Here is a 22,808-nt window from a genome sequence, read left to right as displayed (position 1 = left end):
TAACAGAGTTACGGCGGTCATAGCGTGGGGGAAACGCCCGGTCCCATTCCGAACCCGGAAGCTAAGACCCACAGCGCCGATGGTACTGCACCCGGGAGGGTGTGGGAGAGTAGGACACCGCCGGACACAAATTAAGAAGAGCCCCAGCCACCGGCTGGGGCTCTTCGACTTTAACCCACCTGTGTACCTTCCGCCCCCGGTAGAGTTGGTGGTCATGGAAAATCTTTTCAGCCACCCAGAGTCGGAGCCCGAACCGTCCCAACAGGCCGGCGATGGCCTTGACCCCCTGATCATTACTGTTGTGGTTCCTACCAACGTCTCGCATGCCTTCCAGGGTTTCACCGATCATCCACATCTGTGGTGGCCGCTGGAGCAGGAGAGTGTGTACGGCGAAGGATCTCATGTTGAGTTCGAAGAGAACTTGATACTGGAGACGGCCGAGGATGGCCGCACATCAGTATGGGGGACTATCGACGATTGGCAGCCTCCACTGTCCTTCCACGCGAGCTGGTATCCGGCCAGTACGCCCCTGTGGTCCACGGAGATCCGCGTGGTTTTCCGGGCCGTGGAGGAGGGCACTGAAGTCCGGTTGATCCATGACGGCTGGGAGGGCGCCGAAGACCCTGCGGCCTCACGCGCGTCCTACGCCGAGCGGTGGCCCCGTGTCTTGGAGCGCTACGTGAGGTTCATGGGCGGAGCAGTTGCCTAGGATCCGCAGGCTCCACGCGAATGACTGGCCGTTGTTGAAGGCTGTCCGCCTGGAGATGCTCACGGATACGCCCATGGCCTACGTGGAGAGCCTGGACGCGGCCCGCCGGCAAACAGACACCCAGTGGCAGGAGCGTGCTGCCGCGATGTCCGGCGATGCCAGTATCACCCTGGTTGCCGACACAGGCGAAGACGGCAGTAAACTCTGCGGCCTGATGCGTGTGGTGGTCAAGCACCCCCGGATCCCGGAGAAACCGCTGCAGGCCATGCTCATTAGCGTGTATGTGGCACCTGCGCACCGTGGCCTGGGATTGGCCGACGAACTCCTCCGAGAGGCGTGCAAAGCCGCGGCCGGAGAATTAGCGGCCGAAAGCATGGAGCTTGGGGTGCACGAGGACAACTCAAGGGCGCTTGCGTTCTACCGGCGCCACGGATTCCAGACCACGGGTGCCAGCCGGCCCTATCCGCAGGACACATCGAAACTGGAGCTCGTGATGGAACGGCGGCTGCCGTAGAGGCACCTTAGGCGGTGCCGGCCCTCGGCACCGCGGTGCTGGTGCGAACCACCAGCTTGGTGGGGTGTTCGGTATCGGCAGGTTCCAGCACCAGCCCGTTGTTGATGGCGCCCAGCAGAGTCCGGACGGCCAATGCTCCCTGGCCCTTGGCATCCTGGTCGATGGTGGTCAGGCCAAGGACGTTGCCAAGATCGTGCCCGTCAATGCCCATGACGGACAGGTCGTCGGGGATGCGCAGGCCGAAGTCCCTTGCGGCGAGGATGGTGCCAATGGCCATTTCATCCGACGCCGCAAAGACGGCTGTGGGGCGCTCCGGTGCGCTGGCCAGGAGTTGCCGGGCCGCCGAGTAAGCGCCTTCTATGGTGAAGTCCGCGGATACGATCCATTCGGGCCTGACCGGGCAGCCGGCGTCGTTCATTGCTTTCTCGAAACCGCTGCGGCGGGTTCCAGGCAGGTGGAAGTCCTGGTCATAGGCCTCATGACCCGTGATGTGCGCGATCTTGGTATGGCCCAGGCCCAACAGGTGGTTGGTGGCCTTCAGTGCGAGTCCAGAGTCGTCAATCCTGATAGTCGAAGCTCCCGGCAACGGTCCGCCGATGCCCACGATGGGCCGGTGCACCGCGTGAAGCTGCTGAATCTCGTCTTCGCTGAGCTCCAAGGACACTGCAATGACTGCGTCCACCCGCTTGCGTAGCAGGAAGTCGTTGAACACGCTCTGCCGGTGCGCGGGGTTTTCACCGATGTTGTAGAGGGTGAGGTCGTAGCCGGCCTCAAGCAACGCCGCGGAGGCGCCCTCGATCACCGCTGAGAAGAACCAGCGGTGGACTGAGGGCACCACCAGACCGACGTTGTGCGTGCGCCCGGAAGCCAGGCTTGACGCATGATAGGACAGCACGAATCCCAACTCGGCAGCGGCGGAGCGGGCACGTTCCCGGCTGCTGGGGGATACGTTGCCCTTTCCGCTCAGCGCCCGTGAGACCGTGGCAACGGACAGCCCTGCTCGCTCGGCTACGTCCTTGATGCCGGTCATGCTGCTCCTCGGTGGAAAAGTTAGCTGGCCTTTAGCCAGATTGTCTCCCCCGAGCCTAGTAGATCAGCAGCCAGTAGATCAGCGCCGGCTTCCACCGCGGAACTCCGCAGGATGGTTTCGCCTGCGGGGAGCGGCATTGCATCGGCTCCGACGTTCATCATCACCAGGGTGTTGCCGTTGAGGTAGGCCAGCGAGGTCTCGCTGCAGTAGTCCTCCACCCAGGCCAGGGATCCCTCGCCGAGGCGGTGCGTGGTGCGGAGCTCGAGCATCCGCCGGTACAGGTTAAGGTGCGACGCCGGATCCGCCTCTTGCTTGTCCCTGGCCAGGGCGGGCCAGGACTCGGGCTGGGGCAGCCAGGGGTCCAGGCCGCTGCCGAACCCGGAGTGGGGTTCGGACGAACGCCAGGGGAGCGGAACGCGGCAGCCGTCACGGCCGATGCGGGCTCCGCCGGTACGGGCGAACGTTGGATCCTGGCGCATGCTGCCGGGAATGCTGGAGGAATCCGGGAGGCCGAGCTCTTCGCCTTGGTAGAGGTAGGCGCCACCGGGGAGGCCCAACATGAACATGGTGGCCGCGGCAGCCCGTCGTCGTCCGAGTTCTTCGTTGGGTTGCACGTCGTCGGGGCCGATGCCGTCACCGTCGCGGGGTCCTGGTCCGTCGTAGCCGAAGCGGGAAACGTGCCGGACAACATCGTGGTTGGACAGCACCCAGGTGCTCGGGGCCCCCACGGCGTCCAGGGAGATCAGGGAGTCGGTGATGATGTGGCGCAGGCGATTCACGTCCAGTCCTGCGTGCAGGTAGGGGAAGTTGAAGGCCTGGTGCATTTCATCGGCTCGAACCCACTGGGCCAGCCGGGGCAGCGGGTCCACGTTGGCTTCCGCGCAGAGGATGCGGTCCGGTCCGTATTCTTCCAGGATGGAGCGCCAGCGGCGGTAGATATCGTGGAGGGCGGGCTGGCCGAACATGGGTGCGTCGTGTCCCGGGAAGCCTTCGGAGCTGTTGCCGTCTGCGCGTCCACCCCAGTCAGGGAGTCCGGCTGCCTTGACCAGCGCGTGGGCGACGTCCACCCGGAAGCCGGAGATGCCGCGGTCCAGCCAGAAGCGGAGGACGCGTTCAAACTCGGCATGGACGGCCGGGTTGTCCCAGTTGAAGTCCGGCTGCGAGGAATCGAAGAGGTGGAGGAACCATTGGCCGGGGTTGCCGCTCGGCTCCATGACGCGCGTCCATGCCGGGCCACCGAAGTGCGATTGCCAGTTGTTGGGAGGCTCATTGCCGTCGGGGCCCAGGCCATCGCGGAAGATGAACATATCCCGCTCCGGACTGTTGGCGCCGGCGGCAAGCGCGGCCTGGAAGGCGACGTGCTGCTCGGAACAGTGATTGGGGACGAGGTCCGCGATGACGCGCAAGTTGAGCCTGTTGGCCTCTGCGATGAGGGCATCGAAGTCGGTCAGGGTGCCGAAGAGGGGATCGACGTCGCAGTAGTCGCTGACGTCGTATCCGGCGTCCCGCTGAGGTGAGCGGTAGAAGGGCGACAACCACACGGCGTCGACGCCCAACGTCGCCAACTGCGGCAGTTCGGCGGTGATACCCGCCAAGTCTCCTACGCCGTCGCCATTGAGGTCGCGGAAGGACCGCGGATAAATCTGGTAGATCACAGCGGACCGCCACCATCCGTGCGCCTTCGAAGCGTGGTGGACGGGGGTCACGTGCGTGAAAGCTGCAGTGGGCTCGTGGGTCGCAACCGAGAGCAATGAGTCAACGGATATGAACACATCGTAGAAGAGAATTTTCAAAATTGTAAACGCTTCCAGCCCTAAGGGTGCTGTCTTTGAGTGATTTACAAGGTGGGGTCTTTTCAATTCCGCGTATGTACCTGTAGTGTGTGGAAGCGCTTGCAGTCTGTGAGCAAAGTCACCGGCGATGCGATGGGTTTAGAGCCCTTGCCGTCGAAGCAAAGAAGAACGAAAGGGACACCAATGAAGGTGCACACTACCCTCGAGACTCAAACAACCCGGCGTGTTTTCGCCGCCGGGGCGATCTCCGTGGCCGCTGCCCTGGCACTGACCGCCTGCGGTGGAAGCGCCTCCACTACGCCCAGCTCGGATGCTGCAAAGCCGGACCTCAAGGCTGCCGGAGCCGGTGTCATCACCATGTGGGTTGACGCCGAGCGCTCTCCGGCGCTGAAGGACATCACGGAGAAGTTCAAGTCCGATACCGGCATCGAAGTGAAGCTTGTGGTCAAGGATTTCGCCGCCGTGCGCGACGACTTCATCACCCAGGTACCCACCGGCCAAGGGCCGGACTTGATTGTTGGACCCCATGACTGGATTGGAAAGTTTGTCCAGAACGGTGTGATTGCCCCCGTTGAGCTGGGCGACAAAGCGGCACAGTTCCAGGACTCCTCCATCAAGGCCATGACCTACAACGGCGCCGTCTATGGTGTCCCGTACGCCATCGAGAACATCGCCTTGCTTCGCAACACCAGCATCGTGGACAGCAAAGCCGCCACGCTGGACGAAGTAGTGGCCAACGGCAAGAAAGCCGTTGCGGACGGCAAAGCCGCATTCCCGTTCCTGGTGGGCATGGATCCGAAACAGGGCGATCCCTATCACCTGTATCCGCTGCAGTCCTCCATGGGCTCACAGGTCTTCGGCAAGAGTGCCGACGGCGGATATGACGCAAAGCAGCTCCTCATCGGTGACGCTGCCGGCGTCGAATTCGCCAAGAAGCTGGCCTCCTGGGGTGATGCCGGCGAGAAGATTATCAACTCCAACATCACCAATGACATTGCCAAGGAGAAGTTCCTGGCCGGAGAATCCCCGTATTTCCTGACAGGCCCGTGGAACGTTCCGGACGTCCAGAAGAAGGGCATCAAGTTGGCCGTGGATGAACTGCCCACTGCCGGCGGCGAGCCCGCCCAGCCGTTCATCGGTGTCAACGGCTTCTTCATCAGCGCCAAGAGCGTCAACGCCTTGGCCACCAATGAGTTCGTCACCAACTACCTCACCTCCGAGTCGGCACAGGATTCCATGTATGCGGCAGGCGGACGCCCGCCGGCATTGAAAGCCTCCTTCGAGAAGGCCGCCAGCGATCCCGTTGTGGAGGCGTTCGGAAAGATCGGTGCCACGGGCGTCCCCATGCCGGCCATCCCTGAAATGAGTGTGGTGTGGGCTGACTGGGGCGCCACCGAGTTGGCCATCATCAAGGGCCAGGGAGATCCGGCTGAGGCTTGGACCAAGATGGCCGACAGCATCAAGTCCAAGATCGGCGGCTAGCACCACAACCGGATAACTCCACCGGTCTGCCCCGGGCCGGGCGGCAATCCACCGCCCGGCCCTGCCTGTCGCCAACCGCTTCACTCAAGGATCCACAATGCCAAAACCAGATCTCCGCGAACTGCCAGCAACCCAAGGCCAACCGAGCCCGGAACAGTCCGTCGGCAGCGGCGCCCGCAACGGCAGCGGCGCCCGCCCCACAGCCAAGCCCGTACGCCACCCGGATTCCCTCAAGGGCACCATCCTCAAGGTTGTCCTGCTGGGACTTGTGGACGCTTTTGCGGTGTACGTCCTGATGATGCTGTTCCTCAGCCAGTCGTGGCCCGCGTTGGCGGTATCCTCACTGGTGGTTCTGGCCATCAACTGGATCTACCTCCGTAAGGGTGGGCTACCGGCCAAGTACCTGGCTCCAGGGGTACTGTTCCTGCTGGTGTTCCAGGTCCTGGTGGTGGTGTTCAGCGGTTACATCGCCTTCACCAACTACGGCGATGGGCACAACAGCACCAAGGAAGATGCCATTTCGGCCATCCAGATGACAGCCCAGAAGCGCGTCCCGGACTCGCCTGCTTACAAGGCGTCCGTGCTCACCAAGGGCAGTGATTTCTACCTGCTGTTCACGGATCCCTCTGGCAAGGCACAACTCGGCAGCAGTGAGGATCCGCTCACCGAGGTCCCGGAAGCCGGCAAAGACTCGACAGGCAAGGCCACCTCCCTGGCGGGTTACCAGACGCTGAAGTTCCAGGAGATCGTGGCCAATCAGCAGGAAATCCTGAAGATCACAGTCCCGGTTTCGGACGATCCCGCCGATGGGACGCTCCGCACTGCGGACGGCAGCACGGCCTACCAGTTCAAGCCGGCACTGAACTATGACGCCGCCACGGATACCTTCACGGACACCGATACCGGCACCCAATACCGCGACAACGGCAAGGGCGCATTCGCCGACGCCAACGGGGAGACCCTGGCCACCGGCTGGAAGATCGATGTTGGCATGGACAACTTCGTGCGGGCCTTCACGGATCCCAGCCTCCGCGGGCCACTCCTGGGTGTGATCCTTTGGACGTTCACCTTCTCCATCGCATCCGTTGCCCTGACCTTTGTGATGGGCCTCTTCCTGGCCATCACCTTCAACCGTGAGGACCTTCGCGGCAAGAAGGCGTACAGGATCCTGATGATCCTGCCCTATGCGTTCCCCGCTTTCCTGTCCGGCCTGGTGTGGTCCGGCATCCTCAACCCCGAGTTCGGCTGGCTCAACCAAACACTCTTGGGCGGCGCGAACATCGGGTGGCTTACGGACCCTGTCCTGGCCAAGATCAGCGTGCTGGTGGTCAATGTGTGGCTTGGCTTCCCGTACATGTTCCTGGTCTGCACGGGCGCCTTGCAATCGCTGCCGTCTGAAATCGACGAGGCCGCCCGCATGGATGGTGCCTCGGCCTGGCGGGTGTTCCGGTCCATCAAGTTGCCGCTGCTCCTGGTGTCCGTGGCGCCGCTGCTGATCTCCTCCTTTGCCTTCAACTTCAACAACTTCAACGTCATCTACATGCTCACCGGTGGTGGGCCGCGCTTCGCGGACACTGACCGCGATATCGGATCCACCGACATCCTGATCACGCTGGTGTACAAGGTGGCGTTCGGCCAAGGCACAGGGCGCGACTACGGACTGGCCAGCGCGCTGGCCATCATCATTTTCATCATCGTGGCCACTATCTCGGCCATCAGCTTCAAACAGACCAAAGCACTCGAGGACGTGAACTGATGAGCGTACGCACACTGGCCGCCACCAAGGAAACAGCGCTCGACGGCGGCCCATCGCCGCTGGCGCCTGCACGCCGTCCGTTCGGGGTCTGGTTTAAGGACAAAGGCTGGCGGCATGTGGTGGGCATCGTCACCACGATCTTCGCCGTGTTCCCGCTCCTGTATGTTCTATCCGCTGCCTTGGATTCCAACGGCACCCTGGTGGGTTCCAACGGACTCTTCTCCAGGTTCGATACCGGCAACTTCGTGGCACTCTTCAGCGATCCCACCAGACCTTTCGGCCGTTGGTTCGTGAACACCTTGGTGGTTGGTACGGTAACGTCCGCCGCCACCGTTTTCCTCGGCGCCATGGCCGCGTACGCGTTCTCCCGCATGCGTTTCAAAGGCCGACGGATGGGACTGTTGACCCTCCTCTTACTGCAGATGTTCCCGCAACTGTTGGCCGTCGTCGCGATTTTCCTGCTCCTGAGTGGCATCTCGCAAGTAATCCCCGCCCTGGGGCTGGGCAGCCAGCTGGGCCTGATCATGGTGTACCTCGGCGGCGCGCTGGGCGTGAACACGTACCTGATGTACGGGTTCTTCAACACGGTCCCGCAGTCCTTGGACGAAGCGGCGAAGATCGACGGTGCCAGCCACGTCCAGATCTTCTTCGGCATCATCCTGCGGCTGGTCACCCCCATCCTGGCTGTTGTGGGTCTCTTGGCGTTCATAGGCATCTCCAGCGAGTTCGTCATCGCCAGCGTTGTCCTGACCGATCCTGACAGCCAGACACTCGCCGTCGGGCTCTACTCCTATGTGGCCCAGCAGCGCTCCGAAAACTGGGGCGTCTTCGCAGCCGGCGCCGTCATCGCGGCCATCCCTGTCATGGCCTTGTTCCTCTTCCTGCAGAAGTACATCGTCAGCGGCCTCACCGCCGGCTCAGTGAAAGGCTGACCATGCCAATCGCCCTTCCGCACCATGACGGATCCGGACTTTATGCTCCCCATGCCGTGTCCCTCGGCGAAACAGTCCGGCTCCGGCTGCGCGTCCCGCAGGGGTGGGGGCCGGCGTCGAAGGTTTGGGTCCGGTCCGTCCAGGACGGCGAGCCGCGCTACGACGCCGCGATCAGGCTCGGCTCGGCTGATGGCTGGGACTGGTGGGAAGCGGCGATGCTCGTGGCAAACCCGGTGGCCAAGTACCGCTTCCTGCTGGAAGTCACTGAAACGCACGACGACGATGCTGCCGCCACCGTGGCGAGCCGAAGCACCATTGGGCGGCGCTACTGGAACCTCAACGCCCAAGGCCTGTTCCGACGGGACGTCTCCGACTCGGCAGACTTCAGGCTGACAACGTTCGCCGCGGCTCCGGAGTGGCTCCGCAAGGGCACCATGTACCAGGTGTTTCCTGACAGGTTCGCGCGATCCGCCCAAGCGGACAATCATCCGACTCCGCACTGGGCTATCGCATGTTCCTGGGACGCCCAGGTGGTGGGGACAGGCGAGCAGGCAGCCACCCAGTTCTATGGGGGAGACCTTCCCGGGATCACGGGAAAGCTCGATCACCTGCAGGACTTGGGGGTGGATATCCTCTACCTGACGCCGTTCTTCCCCGCACGATCCAACCACCGCTACGATGCGTCAACCTTCGATTCCGTGGACCCGCTCCTGGGCGGAGACCAGGCCCTGGTGGACTTGGTGGAAGCTGCACATGCGCGAGGCATCAAAGTCATGGGGGATCTCACCGCCAACCACTCCGGCGACGCCCACGAATGGTTCGTCAAGGCACTCGCGGATCCCGGCTCGGAGGAAGCTGGCTACTACTACTTCAGCCCCGACCATTCCAGCTACGAGTCGTGGTGGGGCGTGCCGTCACTGCCCAAGTTCAACTGGTCCTCCGATGCACTCCGCCGACGTTTCGTGACGGATGATGATTCCGTGGTGGCACGCTGGCTCAAGCCGCCGTTCAATCTGGATGGCTGGAGGATCGATGTCGGCAACATGACCGGCCGTCTGGGCGCGGTGGACCTCAACCATGACGTGGCACGGCTCATTGCGGACCGGGTGCGCGAAATCAACCCGAACGCGGCCCTGCTGGCGGAGTCCACCTCCGATGCCTCTCCGGATTTCACGGGCGAGCACTGGCAGGGAGCCATGACGTACTCCCACCTGACCCGGCCGTTGTGGTCCTGGCTCGCCAAAGATGCACCGAACGTGAACTTCTTCGGCTCACCGCAATCCGGGCCCAACAAGATCGATGCTGAGGACTTCCTGGCAACACATCTGGACCTCGCCGCGGGATTTAGCTGGGGTGTGCTGCAAAACAATATGAACGCGCTCAATACGCACGACACCGCACGCGCGGCAACGGTGATGGTCGACGGCGGTCCTGCTGTGGGTGCCGCCCTCACCTTCTGCCTTCCAGGAGTTCCGGTCATGTTTGCCGGCGACGAGTTCGGGTTTGTTGGGTTCAACGGCGAGGACTCCAGGACGCCCATGCCATGGGCTGATGGTAGCCGCGTGCGGACGGACATGCGGTCCCTCTACGCCAACCTTGCGCGGCTGCGCAGGGAACTGCCGTCGCTGACTGAAGGCGGGGTGCGCTGGCTGCACGCCGAGGGCGACGCGTTGGTCTTCATCCGGGAAAGTTTGGAATCTTCAGCGCTGGTATTCGTCGCGAGGGACACGGCCGAGGTGGTCCTCGACAACGCTGTCCTCTCCAGCCAGCAGCTCGAAGCGTTACTCGCCCCGCCACTGCACCACTCCGGAACGGCGAGCTCCGCACCCGCCGGACCATCCGGCGTCGACGATGTTTGCCTACGTGCCGAAGGTGTCTCCGCAGGAATCTGGGCGCTGCCGGGGACGGTGCTCGCCACCGGGTAGCCGGCGGCCGTGGCCGTGCCCTGCCGTTCCGGGCTGGCTAGCGTTCCGGGCTGGCTAGACTGGGAGCACTAAAACACTGCGAAGACTGCCGGTTTGGCGTGTCCGCGGTGCGTACGTGGAGGGACCACTGTGTCGGACGAAACGGCTATGGCCGGAACATCAGAGGGAAGCATCAACACCTGGACCGCGGGCCGCCGGGAACACTCACGGCTCTCGGCAGGCCAACAAGTATTCCTGAAAGAGCTCGCGGCCGGACTGCGTGCCGGGCAGGTGGCCGAGGATGAAGAAACCCTCACCGTGTACTCCATGGATCAAGGACCGCTGCTGGAGCGGCACCTGCCGCTCGCTGTGGTGTGGGCCGAGTCCGTCGAAGACGTGCAACACATCGTTCGCAGCTGCGCGGCACACCAAGTGCCCATCGTCGCCCGGGGTGCAGGAACCGGCGTCTCCGGGGGAGCGCACGCCACCCAAGGCTGCATCGTCCTGGGCCTGGAACGGATGAACCGCATCCTGGACCTCAACCCCGACGACGAAACCGCCGTCGTCGAACCCGGCGTCATCAACGCCGACCTCAACACCGCCGCCGCCGAGCACGGGCTCATGTACGCGCCCGACCCGGCCAGCTACAAAATGTCCACCATCGGCGGCAACGTGGCCACCAACGCCGGAGGACTGCGCTGTGCAAAATACGGCGTGACACGTGACTCCGTGCTCGCCCTGGACGTCGTCATGGCCGATGGCTCCCTGATGCACACCGGCCACCAAACCTTCAAAGGCGTGGCGGGCTACGACCTCACCGCGTTACTGGTGGGCTCCGAAGGAACATTGGGGATTGTGGTGGGAGTGACCGTTCGGCTCAAATACCTGCCGCGTGAAATCCACACGATCGCCGCCTTCTACCAGGAATTCCGTAGCGCCGCCGCCGGAGTCCTTGCGGTAGGCAAAGCCCGCGTACAGCCCGCCATCATGGAACTCCTGGACAACGGCACCTTGGTGCAGCTGGACGAACTGAACGGCAGCGACCTCCAAAAGCGCGGCAAATCCCTGCTGCTCATCCAAACCGACGGTTTCGGAGCGGCCGCAGAAGCCGACGTCGTCCGGAAAGTACTCGCCGACGGCGGCGCCACAGTCACCACTGAAGCCAGCGAAGAAGCCGAAATGCTGGTGGAACTACGCAGAAACAGTCGCGGCGTCGAAGTGGACGACGAATTCAGGGTGGGCGAAGACATCGCCGTCCCGCGCTCGCGCTTGGTGGACTTCGTGGCTGAACTCGAGGCTATGGCCGCCCGATTCCAGGTTCGACTCAAAGTAGTGGCACACGCCGGCGACGGAAACCTGCACCCCACGTTCTGGATGGACCGCGTAGACCCCGCCACCGACGCAGACGCGCTCCAACGACTCAACGCAGCCCTGGACGAATCAATCCGCGTAGGCCTCCACATGGGCGGCACCATTACAGGCGAGCACGGCGTGGGCCAATACAAGCTGCGTTGGCTCGGGCTTGAGCAACCCGAACCGCTGCGTGAGCTGCAGCGGCGGATCAAGGAGCTGTTCGACCCGCAGGGAATTCTGAATCCGGGGAAAGCTATCTGATCCGTGGGCCTGTGACGCTCTCTCACGTCTCGCGTGTTTGGGTGTGACGCTCTCTCACGTCTCGCGTGTTTGGGTGTGACGCTCTATCACCTCCAACTCTCTGGCGGACCGCACGTGTGCTTCTTGGTATTCCAGACTCGGAGTGGTTGCATTCTGACTCTTGCACTTCCTTTCAGAACGACGTATTTACTTTACGTCATCCCCCTCATAGTCTTACTTGGTATACCAAAGTTGCTATGAGGGGAATGACGTGCGCGAGAAGCGGCAGGCTGGATCTTTACTGAATCCGAGGCTGAGGGTGGGTCTAGCGTTGATCGCGCTTGTCATGGTGTCCGTCAATCTTCGACCGGCCATTACCACCGTTGCCGGGGTGATGAATCAGGTGCCGGGAGTGTTCAGCCTGGATCCGTCCCTGCTTCCAGTACTGGGCACTTTGCCGGTATTGGCCTTTGGTATTTCCGGCCCCATTGGGCCATGGCTGGCTCAACGACTCGGGACAGGTCGTGCCGTCGCGGTGGCGTTGCTGGTTCTGGCCGCGGCATTGGTCATTCGGGCGACGGTGCCCGCACTGCTGCTGCCCGGAACCTTCTTGGCCGGCATGGCGATCATGACAGCCAGCGTGCTGGTGCCCCAGATCGTCAAAGCCAACCGCGGCACCGGCTGGTGGACTGGCCTGTGCACCATGGGATTCGGCCTCGGCGCTGCGCTGGGTGCCGGGCTGGTCCAGCCATTGGAGCAGGCCTTCGGTGGAAACCTGGCATCAGCGCTCGCCGTGTGGGCGGTGCCAGCGCTGATCGGCGCGTTCCTGATCCACCGATCCGGAGGACGCCCGACGGCGGCACCCACCACTGCGGGCACCGTCACCGGAGCCACTGATGTGGTCACTCCGCTCCGGAAGCAACGCACGGCGTGGGCGGTGACAGCGTTCTTCGGACTCCAGGCCATGCTCTACTTCGCGATCACGTCCTGGTTGGCGGTGTACTTGGTATCCCGAGGGCTCGCACAAGCCGATGCTGCCGCCCTGCTGGCGTGGTTCAGTCTTGCTGGGTTGCCTGCAAGTTTGCTGGCTCCCGTGCTCGCTGGCCGCCCCGGCATCCTCAGGATCATGGCGCCCGGCCTTGGCTTGTCCGTGGCAGCTGCGCTGCTTGGAGTTCTGATGGCACCACTTGAGCTGCAGTTCCTCGCAGTAGGCGTCCTCGGCATTGTCCAAAGCGCTGGATTCGGGCTGGCCATGGCGTTGGTGGTGATCCGCTCCGATGGGCCGCAATCGGCGGGCAGGCTCTCCGCCATGAGCCAGGGATTTGGTTTCGCGTTGGCGTCCCTCGGCCCGCTGGGTGCCGGGGTACTGCACACCATCACCGGCGGCTGGGCATTGACGTTCTGGGCGCTCGCCGCGGAGGCCGTAGTGCTGGCAGGTGCAGGAATCTTTGCTATCCGTGGACCCCTCGTCAGCCTGGAGGCAACGGAGTCAGCGGAGCGGGCGGCGCCTCCTGAGCAAGCAACTACCAAAGCCACGGTGGTTCGATAACCCGGCTATTCGAAGGATTGTGCAGAGGCGGGCACCGCGTCCGATTGCCCGGAAACCGGGGAAGGGCCTGTTCGGGCAGCAGCCCGGCGGCGTATCCTCGGCCATATGACCAACTCAGCAGCAACAGGTACAAATCAGCCGGAAACGCCCGCTACTGAAGTCCTGGAGACCAACGAGTGTTGGGAGCTCCTCCGCAGTGTCTCGGTGGGCAGGCTCGCCGTTGTGGTGCAGGATCACCCGGACATCTTTCCCGTGAATTACAAAGTTGATCACGGGACCCTGGTGTTCCGGACCGGTGAAGGCACCAAACTTCATGCAGCTCTGGGCGATGCTCCGGTTGCCATCGAAGCCGACGGCGTCAATGCCGAAACAGGTGTGGCGTGGAGCGTGGTGGTCAAGGGCCGCGCTTCTGCCGTAAAACTGACGCAGGACGTGCTTGATACGGTCGGTCTCCTGCTGTTCCCTTGGGAGGCGGGGCAGAAGGACCAGTTCATCCGCATCACGCCTAGCGAAGTGACCGGGCGCCGCTTCAAAGTGACGCCCCCGGTGACGTGGTGGTCGCCCCTGGATGGCGCTCCCACGGCACGCGGCGAGTAGCACTTAAAGCGAGAACCCGCCCTGGTTCGACGTCCTCACGCTGTACGGCGCGGAGTTCGAACAAGAGCGGGCTCCGCGGCCGCTACACGAGTTCCAGCTGGTCAGCCACCACCCTTCCGGCGTGGATGACAGTGCGGTCCTTGCCGCGGTCCATCACCGTGGAGGCTACGGTTTCGCCGTCCACCAGGAGCAGCTCAGCCGGGTCACCGACCTCGACGCCGGGACGATGGGAGGTGTCCTTCAGCCTGGTTGCGCCGGGGTCAAGAATGCTCGCCCCACCGATGGTGGCGATGGCCAGGCAGTGCTCGATCAGCTGGTCCTTGCGGAAGCCATGGGTGAAAGCGAGTTGCCAGGTCCGGTCCAGCATGTCCGTGTTGCCGTAGGGGGACCAGTAGTCGCGCTGGCCATCTTCGCCCAAGCCCAGACGAACACCGGCCTCGGTAAGGAGCGGGATGGGCAACTGGCCGGCAGCAGAAGGAGCAACCGACGCCAGGGAGACATCGAGCTCAGCGAAGGCATCAATGAGCCTGCGTGTAATGGCCTCGTTGACGCTGCCCAGCTGGTACGCGTGGGACATGGTGACCTTGCCCTGCATGCCCAGCGCCTTGGTCCGCTCCAGCACCAGATCGGTGCTGAAGACGCCCAGCTCGCCCGGTTCGTGAAGGTGGATGTCGATGGGAACCTGATACTTCTCTGCCAGTCCAAACACGATGTCCAGGTGCTTGACGGGGTCCCGGTCCAAGGTGCAGGGATCGATGCCGCCCATCACGTTGGCGCCTGCTTTCAACGCCTCCTCCATGAGTTCCACCGTCCCTTCCTCCAACAACAGACCAGCCTGGGGGAACGCGATGATGTCAACGGATGCCTGACCGGCGAATTTCTCCTTGGCGGCAGCAACGGCGTCGAAGCGCTCCAGCTTGCAGTCCACATCAACCTGGGCGTAGGAGCGGACCCGCGTGGTGCCCCTGGCGATCATCCGTCCCAGGGTGTCATTCACGCGATCCTGCAGCGGGACCTCGGCGTTGCGCCAGTTCAGGCGGTCGTTCATCATCATGGTCCACACACCCGGACCGCCGGTGTGTTCCCGGAACGGGAGGCCGATCCGGGTGGAGTCCAAGTGAACGTGGACATCCGAGAACGATGGCAGCAGCAGGCGCCCACGTCCTTCGACAACAGTGACGCCATCCGGGACCACGCGCGCAGGGTTGTGTGGTTCGACGGCGGTGATCTTGCCGCCTGCTTCGCCAGCGACGAGCGTGACGTCACTGAGCGCTTGCCCCCAGGGGCGGACGGCGCGGATCAGGGTATTCAATGGTTGCTCCTCTGATGGCAGGTCTGTTGATCGCCGACGCCCGTGTTAACGAAACGCGGGTGCTGTGAAATTCTTGTATACCAAAGTAGCGTAGGGGGAGCGTCACTCAAAGGACTGGCGACTGCATGAAGGGAAGTTTGACAGTGGCTGAGGCGATGCCGGAGAATGGGAATGGCCGCGATGAAGAGGCCCGCGCGGAGAACGTCTACCAACTGGTGTTGGAAGGCATCGTCGCGGGAACGTACGCGCAGGGTGTGCGGTTGCGCGAGCGTGAACTTTCGGAGCTTTACAACGTCTCCCGCATTCCCGTGCGCGAAGCTATCCAGCGTCTGGAACAGGACGGCTTTGTGGCAACTTTCCCCCGCCGCGGTGCCGTGGTGCGCCAACTGACCCTCACGGATGTCAACGAGCTTTTCGACGTTCGGCTCTGCTTGGAGACGTTTGCCGCGCGCATGGCTGCCACGCGTGTGGCCGAAGGCAGCGACGGCGGTCGGCTGGTGGAACTCATGGAGGCCTCCAAGGCAGCCATCGACGACGAACGGACCGACGACGTCGCCTTGATCAGCGCCGAGCTCCACGCCGAAATAGTGCGCCTGTCCGGTAACAGGCTGCTCATTGAATCCGTGAAACCCCTGTTCGGGCGCATGCGCTGGATCTTCGGGCTGGCCCACAACCGCAGCAATGAGCTCCAGCGCGACGAACACACCGAACTGTGCAACGCCATCCTGAAGGGTAAGCCGGATCTGGCCTACTCCCTGGCGTATTCGCACATCGAGTTGGGCCGCGAACCCGTCCTGGCCGGGCTGGCCGAGACACTGGAACCGTGAGTTTTTGTACAGCTAACGCCCTTTAGAAGCCCTCTTAAGGGCATTAGCTGTACAAAAACTCGTTAGTCGTCTGCGTCCGGGTACTCGTCCTCGTCGTCGTACCGGCCGGACTCCTCAACCTCAACTTCAAGGATCTTGAGAAGCTCCGTGTCCGGGTTCAGCATGATGGCTGCCTCGTCGCGGCGGTGCTGCAGCACCGTGTCCAGGTAGGACTGAACGGTTTCGGCCAGGGGCACGTACCTGTCCTGCTTCTGGCTCATGTACCAGCGGTGCTCCAACACCTCATGAACCACTTCCGCGGGCTCCAGCTTTCCGGCCAAATGACGCGGAATGGAACGCACAATGGGCTCGAAGATCTGGCTGACCCAAATGTGGGCGCTGATTTCCTCGTCCAGGTCCGGGTTGTTGTCCGCGCGGAACTGGTCCATGTCGTTGAGGAGCCTGCGGGCTTGGTTCTCTTGGGCGTCCAGGCCCGTAAGGCGCAGCAAACGACGCTGGTGGTGACCGGCGTCCACCACTTTGGGCTGGAGCTGGATGGTGGAGCCGTCCGCCGTGGTCTTGATGGCGTACTCCTCCACATCAAAGCCCAGCTCGTTGAGGCGCCGGATGCGGGCGGCCACGCGCCACCTTTCGCCGAGCTCGAAGGATTCCTTCTCCGTCAGTTCAGTCCAGAGCCGGCGGTAGCTGTCCATGATCAGCTCACTGGTAGCTACGGGATCCACCTTTTCCTCGATGAGTCCGCCGTCCAGCAAATCCATCAGTTCACCGGCGATGTTCACGCGGGCGATTTCGAGGTCGTATTCACGCTGACCCATGGAGAGGTCCGGGTAGAGCTCGCCTGTTTCGGCGTCCACCAGGTAAGCGGCGAAGGCGCCGGCATCACGGCGGAACAGGGTGTTGGACAGCGAAACGTCACCCCAGTAGAAGCCCACAAGGTGCAGGCGCACCAGCAGCAGCGCCTGGGCGTCAATGAGGCGCGTCAAGGTGTCTTTGCGGAGCATCTGGGAAAACAGCGCGCGGTACGGCATGGAGAATTTCAGGTGCCGCGTGACCAGGACCGGGTTCAGCGGCCTGCCGTCCGCGGTGGTCCTGCCCGTGATGACAGCCACCGGCTCCACGCAGGGAACGTCCAGCCGGGCCAGCTTCCGCAGCATGTGGTACTCATGGCGGGCAACGTGCTCCGAAGTTTCCTTGATGGCGATGACCGAGCCACCCAAATGGGCGAAACGCACGATGTGCCGGGAGATACCGCGGGGCAGTGCCGCCAGGTTCTCGGCAGGCCAGTCCTCCAGCGCGATGTGCCATGGGAGATCCAGCAGTTCAGGATCGGCAGCAGCCGCGGTGATGTTCAGGGACCCGATGACGCTGGCGGGAGGTGCAGTGTCCTGCGCGCTGGCGGCTTCCTTCCGGGGGAGCTTGCCGATCTGCCCGTAGTCGGTGGGTTCGTCGTGCCACTGGGCTTCGTTTTGCTCGCTCATGCCTCAATTGTTCCGTACTTGGGAGGGGAAGATGTTTCTGCCTCGGGAAACGGCCACTGGGACACGGCGGACCACTCGACGTCGGGCGCTTCCTGGAAGGCGACACCTTGCTTGGCGAGCCGCTCGCCCAAGGCGCCCAGCCGACGTCGGAAGTCACCGGGGTTGCGAACCTCCTGACCGGACCACGCGACTTCCGCCAAAGAGACAGCCCTCGGGTAGAGGAGCCATTGGGCCTGCTGGTTGTCCCGGACTGTCTCGGACCACAATGCGCCCTCGACACCCAGAATGTGGTGGTCCTTCAGACCGCCCTGCGCTGGATCCCAGTTGTAGTAGTCGGCCCAGTCGAACGGCCCGCCTTCCACCCATTCAAGCCCGATGGGGCTGTCCGGTGCATATTTCTGGTCCAGGTAGGTCTTGTCTGCGGGGGACATGAGCACTTTGGCCCCATGGCGTTCCGCCTGCCGTGCCACGGCCTCGAAATCGCCGTGCCAGTACTGGATCACAGCGCCCTCGGGAAGCTCGACGGCTGCGAATTCGTTCCATCCCACCACGGTCTTGCCGGTTTCTGCGCCGATCCGAACGAACTGTTGGACCATGGAGACGTAGTGGTCGTGCTCGGTGACCTTCGCTTCGTCGCCACCGACGTGGAGGTAAGGGCCTACCGTGATGGCGGCGAGTTGCCCGAGGACCTCCCGGGCAAATTCGTAGGTTGCGGACAAGTTTTCGGTGAGCGTTGACCAGCCTACCTCCGCCGTGGTGCTCATCGGCTTGGCTTTGCCGTCAGGGTTCAGCTGCGGGATCGCGGCGAGGGCAGCGTTGACGTGGCCCGGGAGGTCGATCTCCGGCACCACCAGGACGTTCTTGCCGGCGGCATAGGCCTGGATGTCCAGGAAGTCCTGCTGTGTGTAGAAGCCTTCGTGGCCCCGCACGGGTATGGCTGTTGACACCTCCACAGCGCCTTGGCCACCCACGCCGGTGAGATTCGCGTAGGGCAGCGCGGAGGGGTTCTCTGCGGGCTCGCGGATTTCAATGCGCCAGGCTTGGTCGTCGGTGAGATGCAGGTGGAGGGCGTTCAGCTTGAACTGAGTCATGACGTCGATCTGCTCTTTCACCTGGTCCACGGTGAAGAAGCTGCGCGCAACATCCAGCATCAGCCCGCGGTAGGCAAAGCGCGGAGCGTCCGCAATTTCGACGGCGGGAATCACCCAGGCGCCGTCCGCGCCGGAGCCTGCACTGTGGCCCCGGCTCCCGGACTCGATGGCCGCGGGGAAGAGTTGCCGCAGTGTTTGGACGCCGTAGAAGAGTCCGGCAGGAGTGGAAGCGGTTATCCCGACACCGGATTCGGCGACAGTAAGCACATATGCCTCGGGGCCGCCGTCGAACGCTTCTGCCAACTCGAGCGAGATGTCGCCGGGGCGGGCGTCCTCAATAATAGGCAACGCGAAACCTGTGGCGCCGCGCAGCAGTGAAGCCAGCTGTTCGGCAACCGGCACAGTTGAGTCGATCGCGCTGATCCGTGCCGTGGAGGCAAGCGTGAAGGCGGGGTCATCCAGGAGTGCGACGTGGGAGGGGCGGGGAATCAGGGTGTCCGTCGTGTTCATGCCATTCTTTCGCAGGAGTTAGGTTAACGCGAGAGCGGCCCGACCTGGAGGGGTCGGGCCGCTATCAAAATGCGGATGTACTAGCCGGCGGGATTAGTCGCCCAAGCGGAGGCCGGTCTTCGTGTCGAACAGGTGCACGTGGCCGGACTGCGGACGAACGAAGATGGACTCACCCTTCATCGGGGGGCGGCGGCCATCGACGCGGGCGACGATGTCGTGGCTCTTGCCATCAAGGATGGTGTGGCCGTAGACGTAGGCGTCGGCGCCGAGTTCTTCAACAACGTCAACCTCAACCTGGAGGCCTTCGCCGTTGCCGACCGTTTCGAGGTCTTCAGGACGCGAGCCAACGGTAACCGTCTGGCCGTGTGCTTCCTGGAGGACATCGCGGGGCACAGGGTAGACCGTTCCACCGAACTGAACGCCGCCGTCAACAACCGGCAGTTCCAGCAGGTTCATGGCCGGGGAGCCGATGAAGCCTGCAACGAAGACGTTCTGCGGGCGGTCGTAGAGGTTGCGCGGGGTGTCAACCTGCTGCAGCAGGCCGTCCTTCAGCACAGCAACGCGGTCACCCATGGTCATGGCCTCTACCTGATCGTGCGTCACGTAAACGGTGGTGACGCCCAGGCGACGGGTCAGGGATGCGATCTGCGTACGGGTCTGGACACGGAGCTTGGCGTCAAGGTTGGACAGCGGCTCATCCATGAGGAAGACCTGGGGGTTACGGACGATTGCACGGCCCATGGCAACACGCTGACGCTGACCACCGGAGAGTGCCTTCGGCTTGCGGTCCAGGTACTGCTCAAGGTCAAGGAGCTTGGCGGCTTCGCGGACACGCTCGGCGCGCTCTTCCTTGGAAACGCCGGCAATCTTCAGTGCGAAGCCCATGTTGTCCGCAACGGTCATGTGCGGGTACAGGGCGTAGTTCTGGAAGACCATCGCGATGTCGCGGTCCTTCGGCGGGACGTCCGTGACGTCGCGATCACCGATCAGGATACGGCCGGCGTTGACATCCTCAAGGCCTGCGAGCATTCGCAGGGAGGTGGACTTACCGCAACCGGAGGGTCCAACGAGGACCAGGAATTCGCCATCGGCGATGTCGATGTTGAGTTTATCGACGGCGGGCTTATCTGTGCCCGGGTACAGACGCGTAGCGTTATCAAAAGTAACTGTAGCCACAGTTATCAATCCCTTCACCGGCAGGTACGTGCCGGACGATCCGTTGTGAATGGTTCTTTTTCTTCAGTTGAACTCCCCGGCCAATGGCCGGGGAGGATCGTGTGACGCCGCACGGTACTGTGCGTCACATCACATCCAAGAGTATGTCAGACTTTTTGACTAACCACCTAAATGTTACGAACGTCACAAGTTGTGCTCGTCACTTCCTTAGGTCCCCGCTGTGACCTGCCGCCGCTCGCGAAGCAAGGCCTCAAGCAGCTCCGCCACGTGCACAGGGGCTTCCACCCGATACTGGGCTTGGGTGAAGTCCAGGCCTACCTTGATGCCTACGTCATCGCCCATCAGCCGGCCCAGTGCATCCTCATCAGTGACGTCGTCGCCGGCAAAAAGGATTGCCGTTGCGCCGGTGGCCTGACGGAGGAACTCCACAGCCTCGCCCTTGGACGCATGGACTACGGAGGTCTCCAGCACGCGCTTGCCGGTTTTTAGGTAGACACCCGGGTGCTCCCGGAGGACCCGCATCGCGGCCTCTACGGCGTCTTCGGCAACGTCGTCGTCGGCCATCCTGGTGTGAAGGACGACTCCGGCGGGCTTGTCCTCGAGCAACGTCCCCGGAGCGATGTTCACGATTTCGGCAAGAACCTCACGGACCGCGGCCAGTTTTGTGCGCTGTTCCTCGTCCAGTTCCAAGCCCAAAGAGCCCTCGCCCAGCCAGACCTCAGCGCCGTGGCTGCCGATCAGCAACGTACCGGCAGGAGGCGAGGCGACCAGCCGCAGACTGTCCAGTGCGCGGCCTGAGATGAGTGCCGTCGTCGTGCGCGGTAGTTGTGCCAGGGCCTCCAGGGCCGCGGCGGACCGGGGCAGCGGGCGTGCGTCCTCCGCACGGTCAACCAGCGGGGAGAGGGTGCCGTCGAAATCGAGGGCAACCAACAGGTGCTCGGTGCTGGAAATGCGCCGGACGGCTTCCAGCAGCTCAGGTGACAGTGAAAGGCTCTCAGCTGTCATCACGGACCACCTTCTCCTCCAAGGCGGCCAGGAACTCAGCTGACCAATGATCGACGTCGTGATCCAGAATCTGCTTGCGCATCAGCTTCATGCGGCGGCGGGCTTCCTTGGGATCCAGGGTGATGGCCTTCAGGACTGTCGATTTGAGGCCATCGATGTCGTGGGGGTTGATCAGGAATGCCTGCTTGAGCTGATCGGCAGCACCGGCGAACTCACTGAGGACCAGTGCACCGTCGTCGTTTTGACGGGCGGTCACGTATTCCTTGGCAACAAGGTTCATGCCATCGCGCAGCGCGGTGACCAGCATGACGTCCGCTGCGAGGTACAACGCGACCATCTCCTCCACCGGGTAGCTGTGGTGCAAGTAGCGCACCGCGGTGTTCTGGATGGTGTCGTAGGTGCCGTTGATGTGGCCCACGGTGCCTTCGATTTCCTCGCGCAGCAGCCGGTACTGCTCCACCCGTTCGCGGCTGGGACTTGCCACCTGGATGAGCGTGGCATCCTCCACCTTGATGTGCCCATCCGCCAGGAGTTCTTCGAAAGCCTTGAGGCGGTGCCGGATGCCTTTGGTGTAGTCCAGCCGGTCCACGCCCAGGAGGATGGTTTTGGGGTTACCCAGGTCCTTGCGGATCTGCCGGGCGCGTTCAATGATGTCCGGCCGGTCTGCGAGCTCGCGGATCTGGGCGACATCGATGGAAATCGGGAAGGCCTGGGCCCGCGCGATGTGGGTGACCTGGCCGTCGGCGCCCTTGACGTGGACCTGCTGCTGCTTGACGCTTGCGCCCAGGAACCTGCGGGCCGATCTCATGAAGTTGCCGGCATCGCTGGGGCGCTGGAAGCCCAGAAGGTCTGCCCCGAGCAAACCGTCAATGATTTCGCGACGCCACGGGAGCTGCGCAAAGATCTCCGGGGGAGGGAACGGGATGTGGTTGAAGAAGCCGATCTTCAGGTCCGGGCGGGATTCGCGCAGCAGCCTCGGAACGAGCTGCAGCTGGTAGTCCTGGACCCACACCGTGGCGCCTTCGGAAGCGTGCCGGGTAACGGCGTCGGCAAACTTCCTGTTGACCTTCCGATAGGAATCCCACCAGGTCCTGTGGAATTCCGGCGGCGCAATGACGTCGTGGTACAGCGGCCAAATGGTCGCATTGGAGAAGCCCTCGTAGAACAGCTCAACGTCGTCGGTGCTGAGCTGGACCGGAAGCAGGTCCATGCCTTCGTGGCTGAACGGCCGCACAGTTTCGTCAGGGGCGCCATGCCAACCCACCCACGCGCCGTCGCTCTTGGTCATCATGGGCGCCAGGGCCGTGACCAGGCCGCCGGGTGAGCGGCGCCAGCCACTTTCCTCGTTGTCATCGCTGATGCGATCCACCGGCAACCTGTTGGAGACCACCATGAAGTCGAACTTGGTTGCCGTGGGCTTCTTCGTAGGAGAAGCCCGGGTGCCTTGTTCGGCCTCGACTTTTTCGCTTGCCAAATCCTGCATCAATGCTCCCTAAGGTTGCTGTGATTCCCCCCCAGCCTACTAGCGGAATCATCCCGGGCAGTTGATC

The 22,808-nt window shown here is 63.1% G+C and carries 18 protein-coding genes and 1 rRNA gene; 11 read left to right on the top strand and 8 right to left on the bottom strand.

All coding sequences use genetic code 11. The annotated features are described in order from the left end of the window. Positions 1–9: 9 nt before the first annotated feature. The 3 genes from rrf (at position 10) to HAV21_RS10660 (ending at position 1,223) form a co-directional block, all read left to right on the top strand. A 5S ribosomal RNA gene (rrf, locus tag HAV21_RS10670) occupies positions 10–126 on the top strand. An 88-nt stretch (positions 127–214) separates the two neighbouring features. Next, positions 215–709 carry a hypothetical protein gene (locus HAV21_RS10665; protein WP_166841650.1) on the top strand — a complete coding sequence of 165 codons (495 nt, stop codon included), beginning with the start codon at positions 215–217 and terminating at the stop codon, positions 707–709. 1 nt (position 710) lies between these two features. Next, positions 711–1,223, top strand: coding sequence for an N-acetyltransferase (locus tag HAV21_RS10660; protein ID WP_166841673.1), 513 nt, complete (start codon positions 711–713; stop codon positions 1,221–1,223). A 7-nt stretch (positions 1,224–1,230) separates the two neighbouring features. On the opposite strand, the gene HAV21_RS10655 is transcribed toward HAV21_RS10660, so the two are convergent. Together HAV21_RS10655 and HAV21_RS10650 are read right to left on the bottom strand one after the other, a co-directional pair. After that, positions 1,231–2,253, bottom strand: coding sequence for a LacI family DNA-binding transcriptional regulator (locus tag HAV21_RS10655; RefSeq protein ID WP_142936552.1), 1,023 nt, complete (start codon positions 2,251–2,253; stop codon positions 1,231–1,233). A gap of 20 nt (positions 2,254–2,273) precedes the next feature. Further along, positions 2,274–4,046, bottom strand: coding sequence for a glycoside hydrolase family 13 protein (locus HAV21_RS10650; protein ID WP_243753204.1), 1,773 nt, complete (start codon positions 4,044–4,046; stop codon positions 2,274–2,276). A gap of 183 nt (positions 4,047–4,229) precedes the next feature. On the opposite strand from HAV21_RS10650, the gene HAV21_RS10645 reads away from it, so the two are divergent. The 7 genes from HAV21_RS10645 to HAV21_RS10615 all read left to right on the top strand — a co-directional run bounded on the left by HAV21_RS10645 (position 4,230) and on the right by HAV21_RS10615 (position 13,859). Continuing rightward, on the top strand, positions 4,230–5,528 hold the full coding sequence (locus HAV21_RS10645; RefSeq protein WP_166841648.1) for a maltose ABC transporter substrate-binding protein: 1,299 nt from the start codon (positions 4,230–4,232) through the stop codon (positions 5,526–5,528). A gap of 97 nt (positions 5,529–5,625) precedes the next feature. Then, positions 5,626–7,284, top strand: a complete 1,659-nt coding sequence (locus tag HAV21_RS10640) for an ABC transporter permease subunit (RefSeq protein WP_166841647.1) — start codon at positions 5,626–5,628, stop codon at positions 7,282–7,284. Next, positions 7,284–8,216, top strand: coding sequence for a sugar ABC transporter permease (locus tag HAV21_RS10635; protein WP_142936548.1), 933 nt, complete (start codon positions 7,284–7,286; stop codon positions 8,214–8,216). Before HAV21_RS10640 ends, HAV21_RS10635 begins: the two co-directional genes overlap by 1 nt. A gap of 2 nt (positions 8,217–8,218) precedes the next feature. Then, complete coding sequence (locus tag HAV21_RS10630; protein ID WP_166841646.1) at positions 8,219–10,141, top strand: glycoside hydrolase family 13 protein; 1,923 nt, start codon at positions 8,219–8,221, stop codon at positions 10,139–10,141. Between the two features lie 147 nt (positions 10,142–10,288). Continuing rightward, on the top strand, positions 10,289–11,734 hold the full coding sequence (locus tag HAV21_RS10625) for an FAD-linked oxidase C-terminal domain-containing protein (protein ID WP_166841672.1): 1,446 nt from the start codon (positions 10,289–10,291) through the stop codon (positions 11,732–11,734). Between the two features lie 325 nt (positions 11,735–12,059). Then, positions 12,060–13,262 (top strand): MFS transporter, encoded by a 1,203-nt coding sequence (locus tag HAV21_RS10620; protein ID WP_243753203.1) that lies wholly within the window; start codon positions 12,060–12,062, stop codon positions 13,260–13,262. 105 nt (positions 13,263–13,367) lie between these two features. Then, positions 13,368–13,859, top strand: a complete 492-nt coding sequence (locus HAV21_RS10615; protein WP_166841644.1) for a pyridoxamine 5'-phosphate oxidase family protein — start codon at positions 13,368–13,370, stop codon at positions 13,857–13,859. An 82-nt stretch (positions 13,860–13,941) separates the two neighbouring features. On the opposite strand, the gene HAV21_RS10610 is transcribed toward HAV21_RS10615, so the two are convergent. Then, entirely contained in the window at positions 13,942–15,171 is a 1,230-nt protein-coding gene (locus HAV21_RS10610) for an amidohydrolase family protein (RefSeq protein WP_166841643.1), read from the bottom strand. Between the two features lie 125 nt (positions 15,172–15,296). Between HAV21_RS10610 and HAV21_RS10605 the strand changes: the two genes are divergently transcribed. After that, positions 15,297–15,998 (top strand): GntR family transcriptional regulator, encoded by a 702-nt coding sequence (locus HAV21_RS10605; RefSeq protein WP_166841642.1) that lies wholly within the window; start codon positions 15,297–15,299, stop codon positions 15,996–15,998. A 62-nt stretch (positions 15,999–16,060) separates the two neighbouring features. On the opposite strand, the gene HAV21_RS10600 is transcribed toward HAV21_RS10605, so the two are convergent. The 5 genes from HAV21_RS10600 to HAV21_RS10580 form a co-directional block, all read right to left on the bottom strand. Next, the gene (locus tag HAV21_RS10600) at positions 16,061–17,476 is read right to left on the bottom strand and encodes a DUF4032 domain-containing protein (RefSeq protein WP_142936541.1); all 1,416 of its coding nucleotides are present in this window, start codon (positions 17,474–17,476) and stop codon (positions 16,061–16,063) included. Beyond that, positions 17,473–19,077, bottom strand: coding sequence for a beta-N-acetylhexosaminidase (locus HAV21_RS10595; protein WP_166841641.1), 1,605 nt, complete (start codon positions 19,075–19,077; stop codon positions 17,473–17,475). Before HAV21_RS10595 ends, HAV21_RS10600 begins: the two co-directional genes overlap by 4 nt. A gap of 93 nt (positions 19,078–19,170) precedes the next feature. Beyond that, complete coding sequence (gene ugpC, locus HAV21_RS10590; protein ID WP_142936539.1) at positions 19,171–20,253, bottom strand: sn-glycerol-3-phosphate ABC transporter ATP-binding protein UgpC; 1,083 nt, start codon at positions 20,251–20,253, stop codon at positions 19,171–19,173. 207 nt (positions 20,254–20,460) lie between these two features. Beyond that, entirely contained in the window at positions 20,461–21,258 is a 798-nt protein-coding gene (gene otsB / locus HAV21_RS10585; protein ID WP_166841640.1) for a trehalose-phosphatase, read from the bottom strand. After that, positions 21,248–22,741 (bottom strand): trehalose-6-phosphate synthase, encoded by a 1,494-nt coding sequence (locus tag HAV21_RS10580; protein ID WP_142936537.1) that lies wholly within the window; start codon positions 22,739–22,741, stop codon positions 21,248–21,250. The genes otsB and HAV21_RS10580 overlap by 11 nt, the downstream gene beginning before the upstream one ends. Between the last annotated feature and the right edge of the window lie 67 nt (positions 22,742–22,808).

It is taken from the genome of Paenarthrobacter sp. MSM-2-10-13 (assembly GCF_011605365.1).
Lineage (GTDB): Bacteria > Actinomycetota > Actinomycetes > Actinomycetales > Micrococcaceae > Arthrobacter.
This window is presented reverse-complemented; position numbering and strand designations above follow the sequence as displayed.

Excerpts from the sequence above, each read along its gene's own strand:
- HAV21_RS10615 (WP_166841644.1), top strand. The coding sequence starts at position 13,368 with ATGACCAACTCAGCAGCAACAGGTACAAATCAGCCGGAAACGCCCGCT.
- HAV21_RS10620 (WP_243753203.1), top strand. The coding sequence starts at position 12,060 with ATGGTGTCCGTCAATCTTCGACCGGCCATTACCACCGTTGCCGGGGTG.
- HAV21_RS10630 (WP_166841646.1), top strand. The coding sequence starts at position 8,219 with ATGCCAATCGCCCTTCCGCACCATGACGGATCCGGACTTTATGCTCCC.
- HAV21_RS10600 (WP_142936541.1), bottom strand. The coding sequence starts at position 17,476 with ATGAGCGAGCAAAACGAAGCCCAGTGGCACGACGAACCCACCGACTAC.
- HAV21_RS10655 (WP_142936552.1), bottom strand. The coding sequence starts at position 2,253 with ATGACCGGCATCAAGGACGTAGCCGAGCGAGCAGGGCTGTCCGTTGCC.
- HAV21_RS10605 (WP_166841642.1), top strand. The coding sequence starts at position 15,297 with ATGAAGGGAAGTTTGACAGTGGCTGAGGCGATGCCGGAGAATGGGAAT.
- HAV21_RS10635 (WP_142936548.1), top strand. The coding sequence starts at position 7,284 with ATGAGCGTACGCACACTGGCCGCCACCAAGGAAACAGCGCTCGACGGC.
- HAV21_RS10595 (WP_166841641.1), bottom strand. The coding sequence starts at position 19,077 with ATGAACACGACGGACACCCTGATTCCCCGCCCCTCCCACGTCGCACTC.
- HAV21_RS10580 (WP_142936537.1), bottom strand. The coding sequence starts at position 22,741 with ATGCAGGATTTGGCAAGCGAAAAAGTCGAGGCCGAACAAGGCACCCGG.
- HAV21_RS10645 (WP_166841648.1), top strand. The coding sequence starts at position 4,230 with ATGAAGGTGCACACTACCCTCGAGACTCAAACAACCCGGCGTGTTTTC.
- otsB (WP_166841640.1), bottom strand. The coding sequence starts at position 21,258 with ATGACAGCTGAGAGCCTTTCACTGTCACCTGAGCTGCTGGAAGCCGTC.
- HAV21_RS10640 (WP_166841647.1), top strand. The coding sequence starts at position 5,626 with ATGCCAAAACCAGATCTCCGCGAACTGCCAGCAACCCAAGGCCAACCG.
- HAV21_RS10665 (WP_166841650.1), top strand. The coding sequence starts at position 215 with ATGGAAAATCTTTTCAGCCACCCAGAGTCGGAGCCCGAACCGTCCCAA.
- HAV21_RS10625 (WP_166841672.1), top strand. The coding sequence starts at position 10,289 with ATGGCCGGAACATCAGAGGGAAGCATCAACACCTGGACCGCGGGCCGC.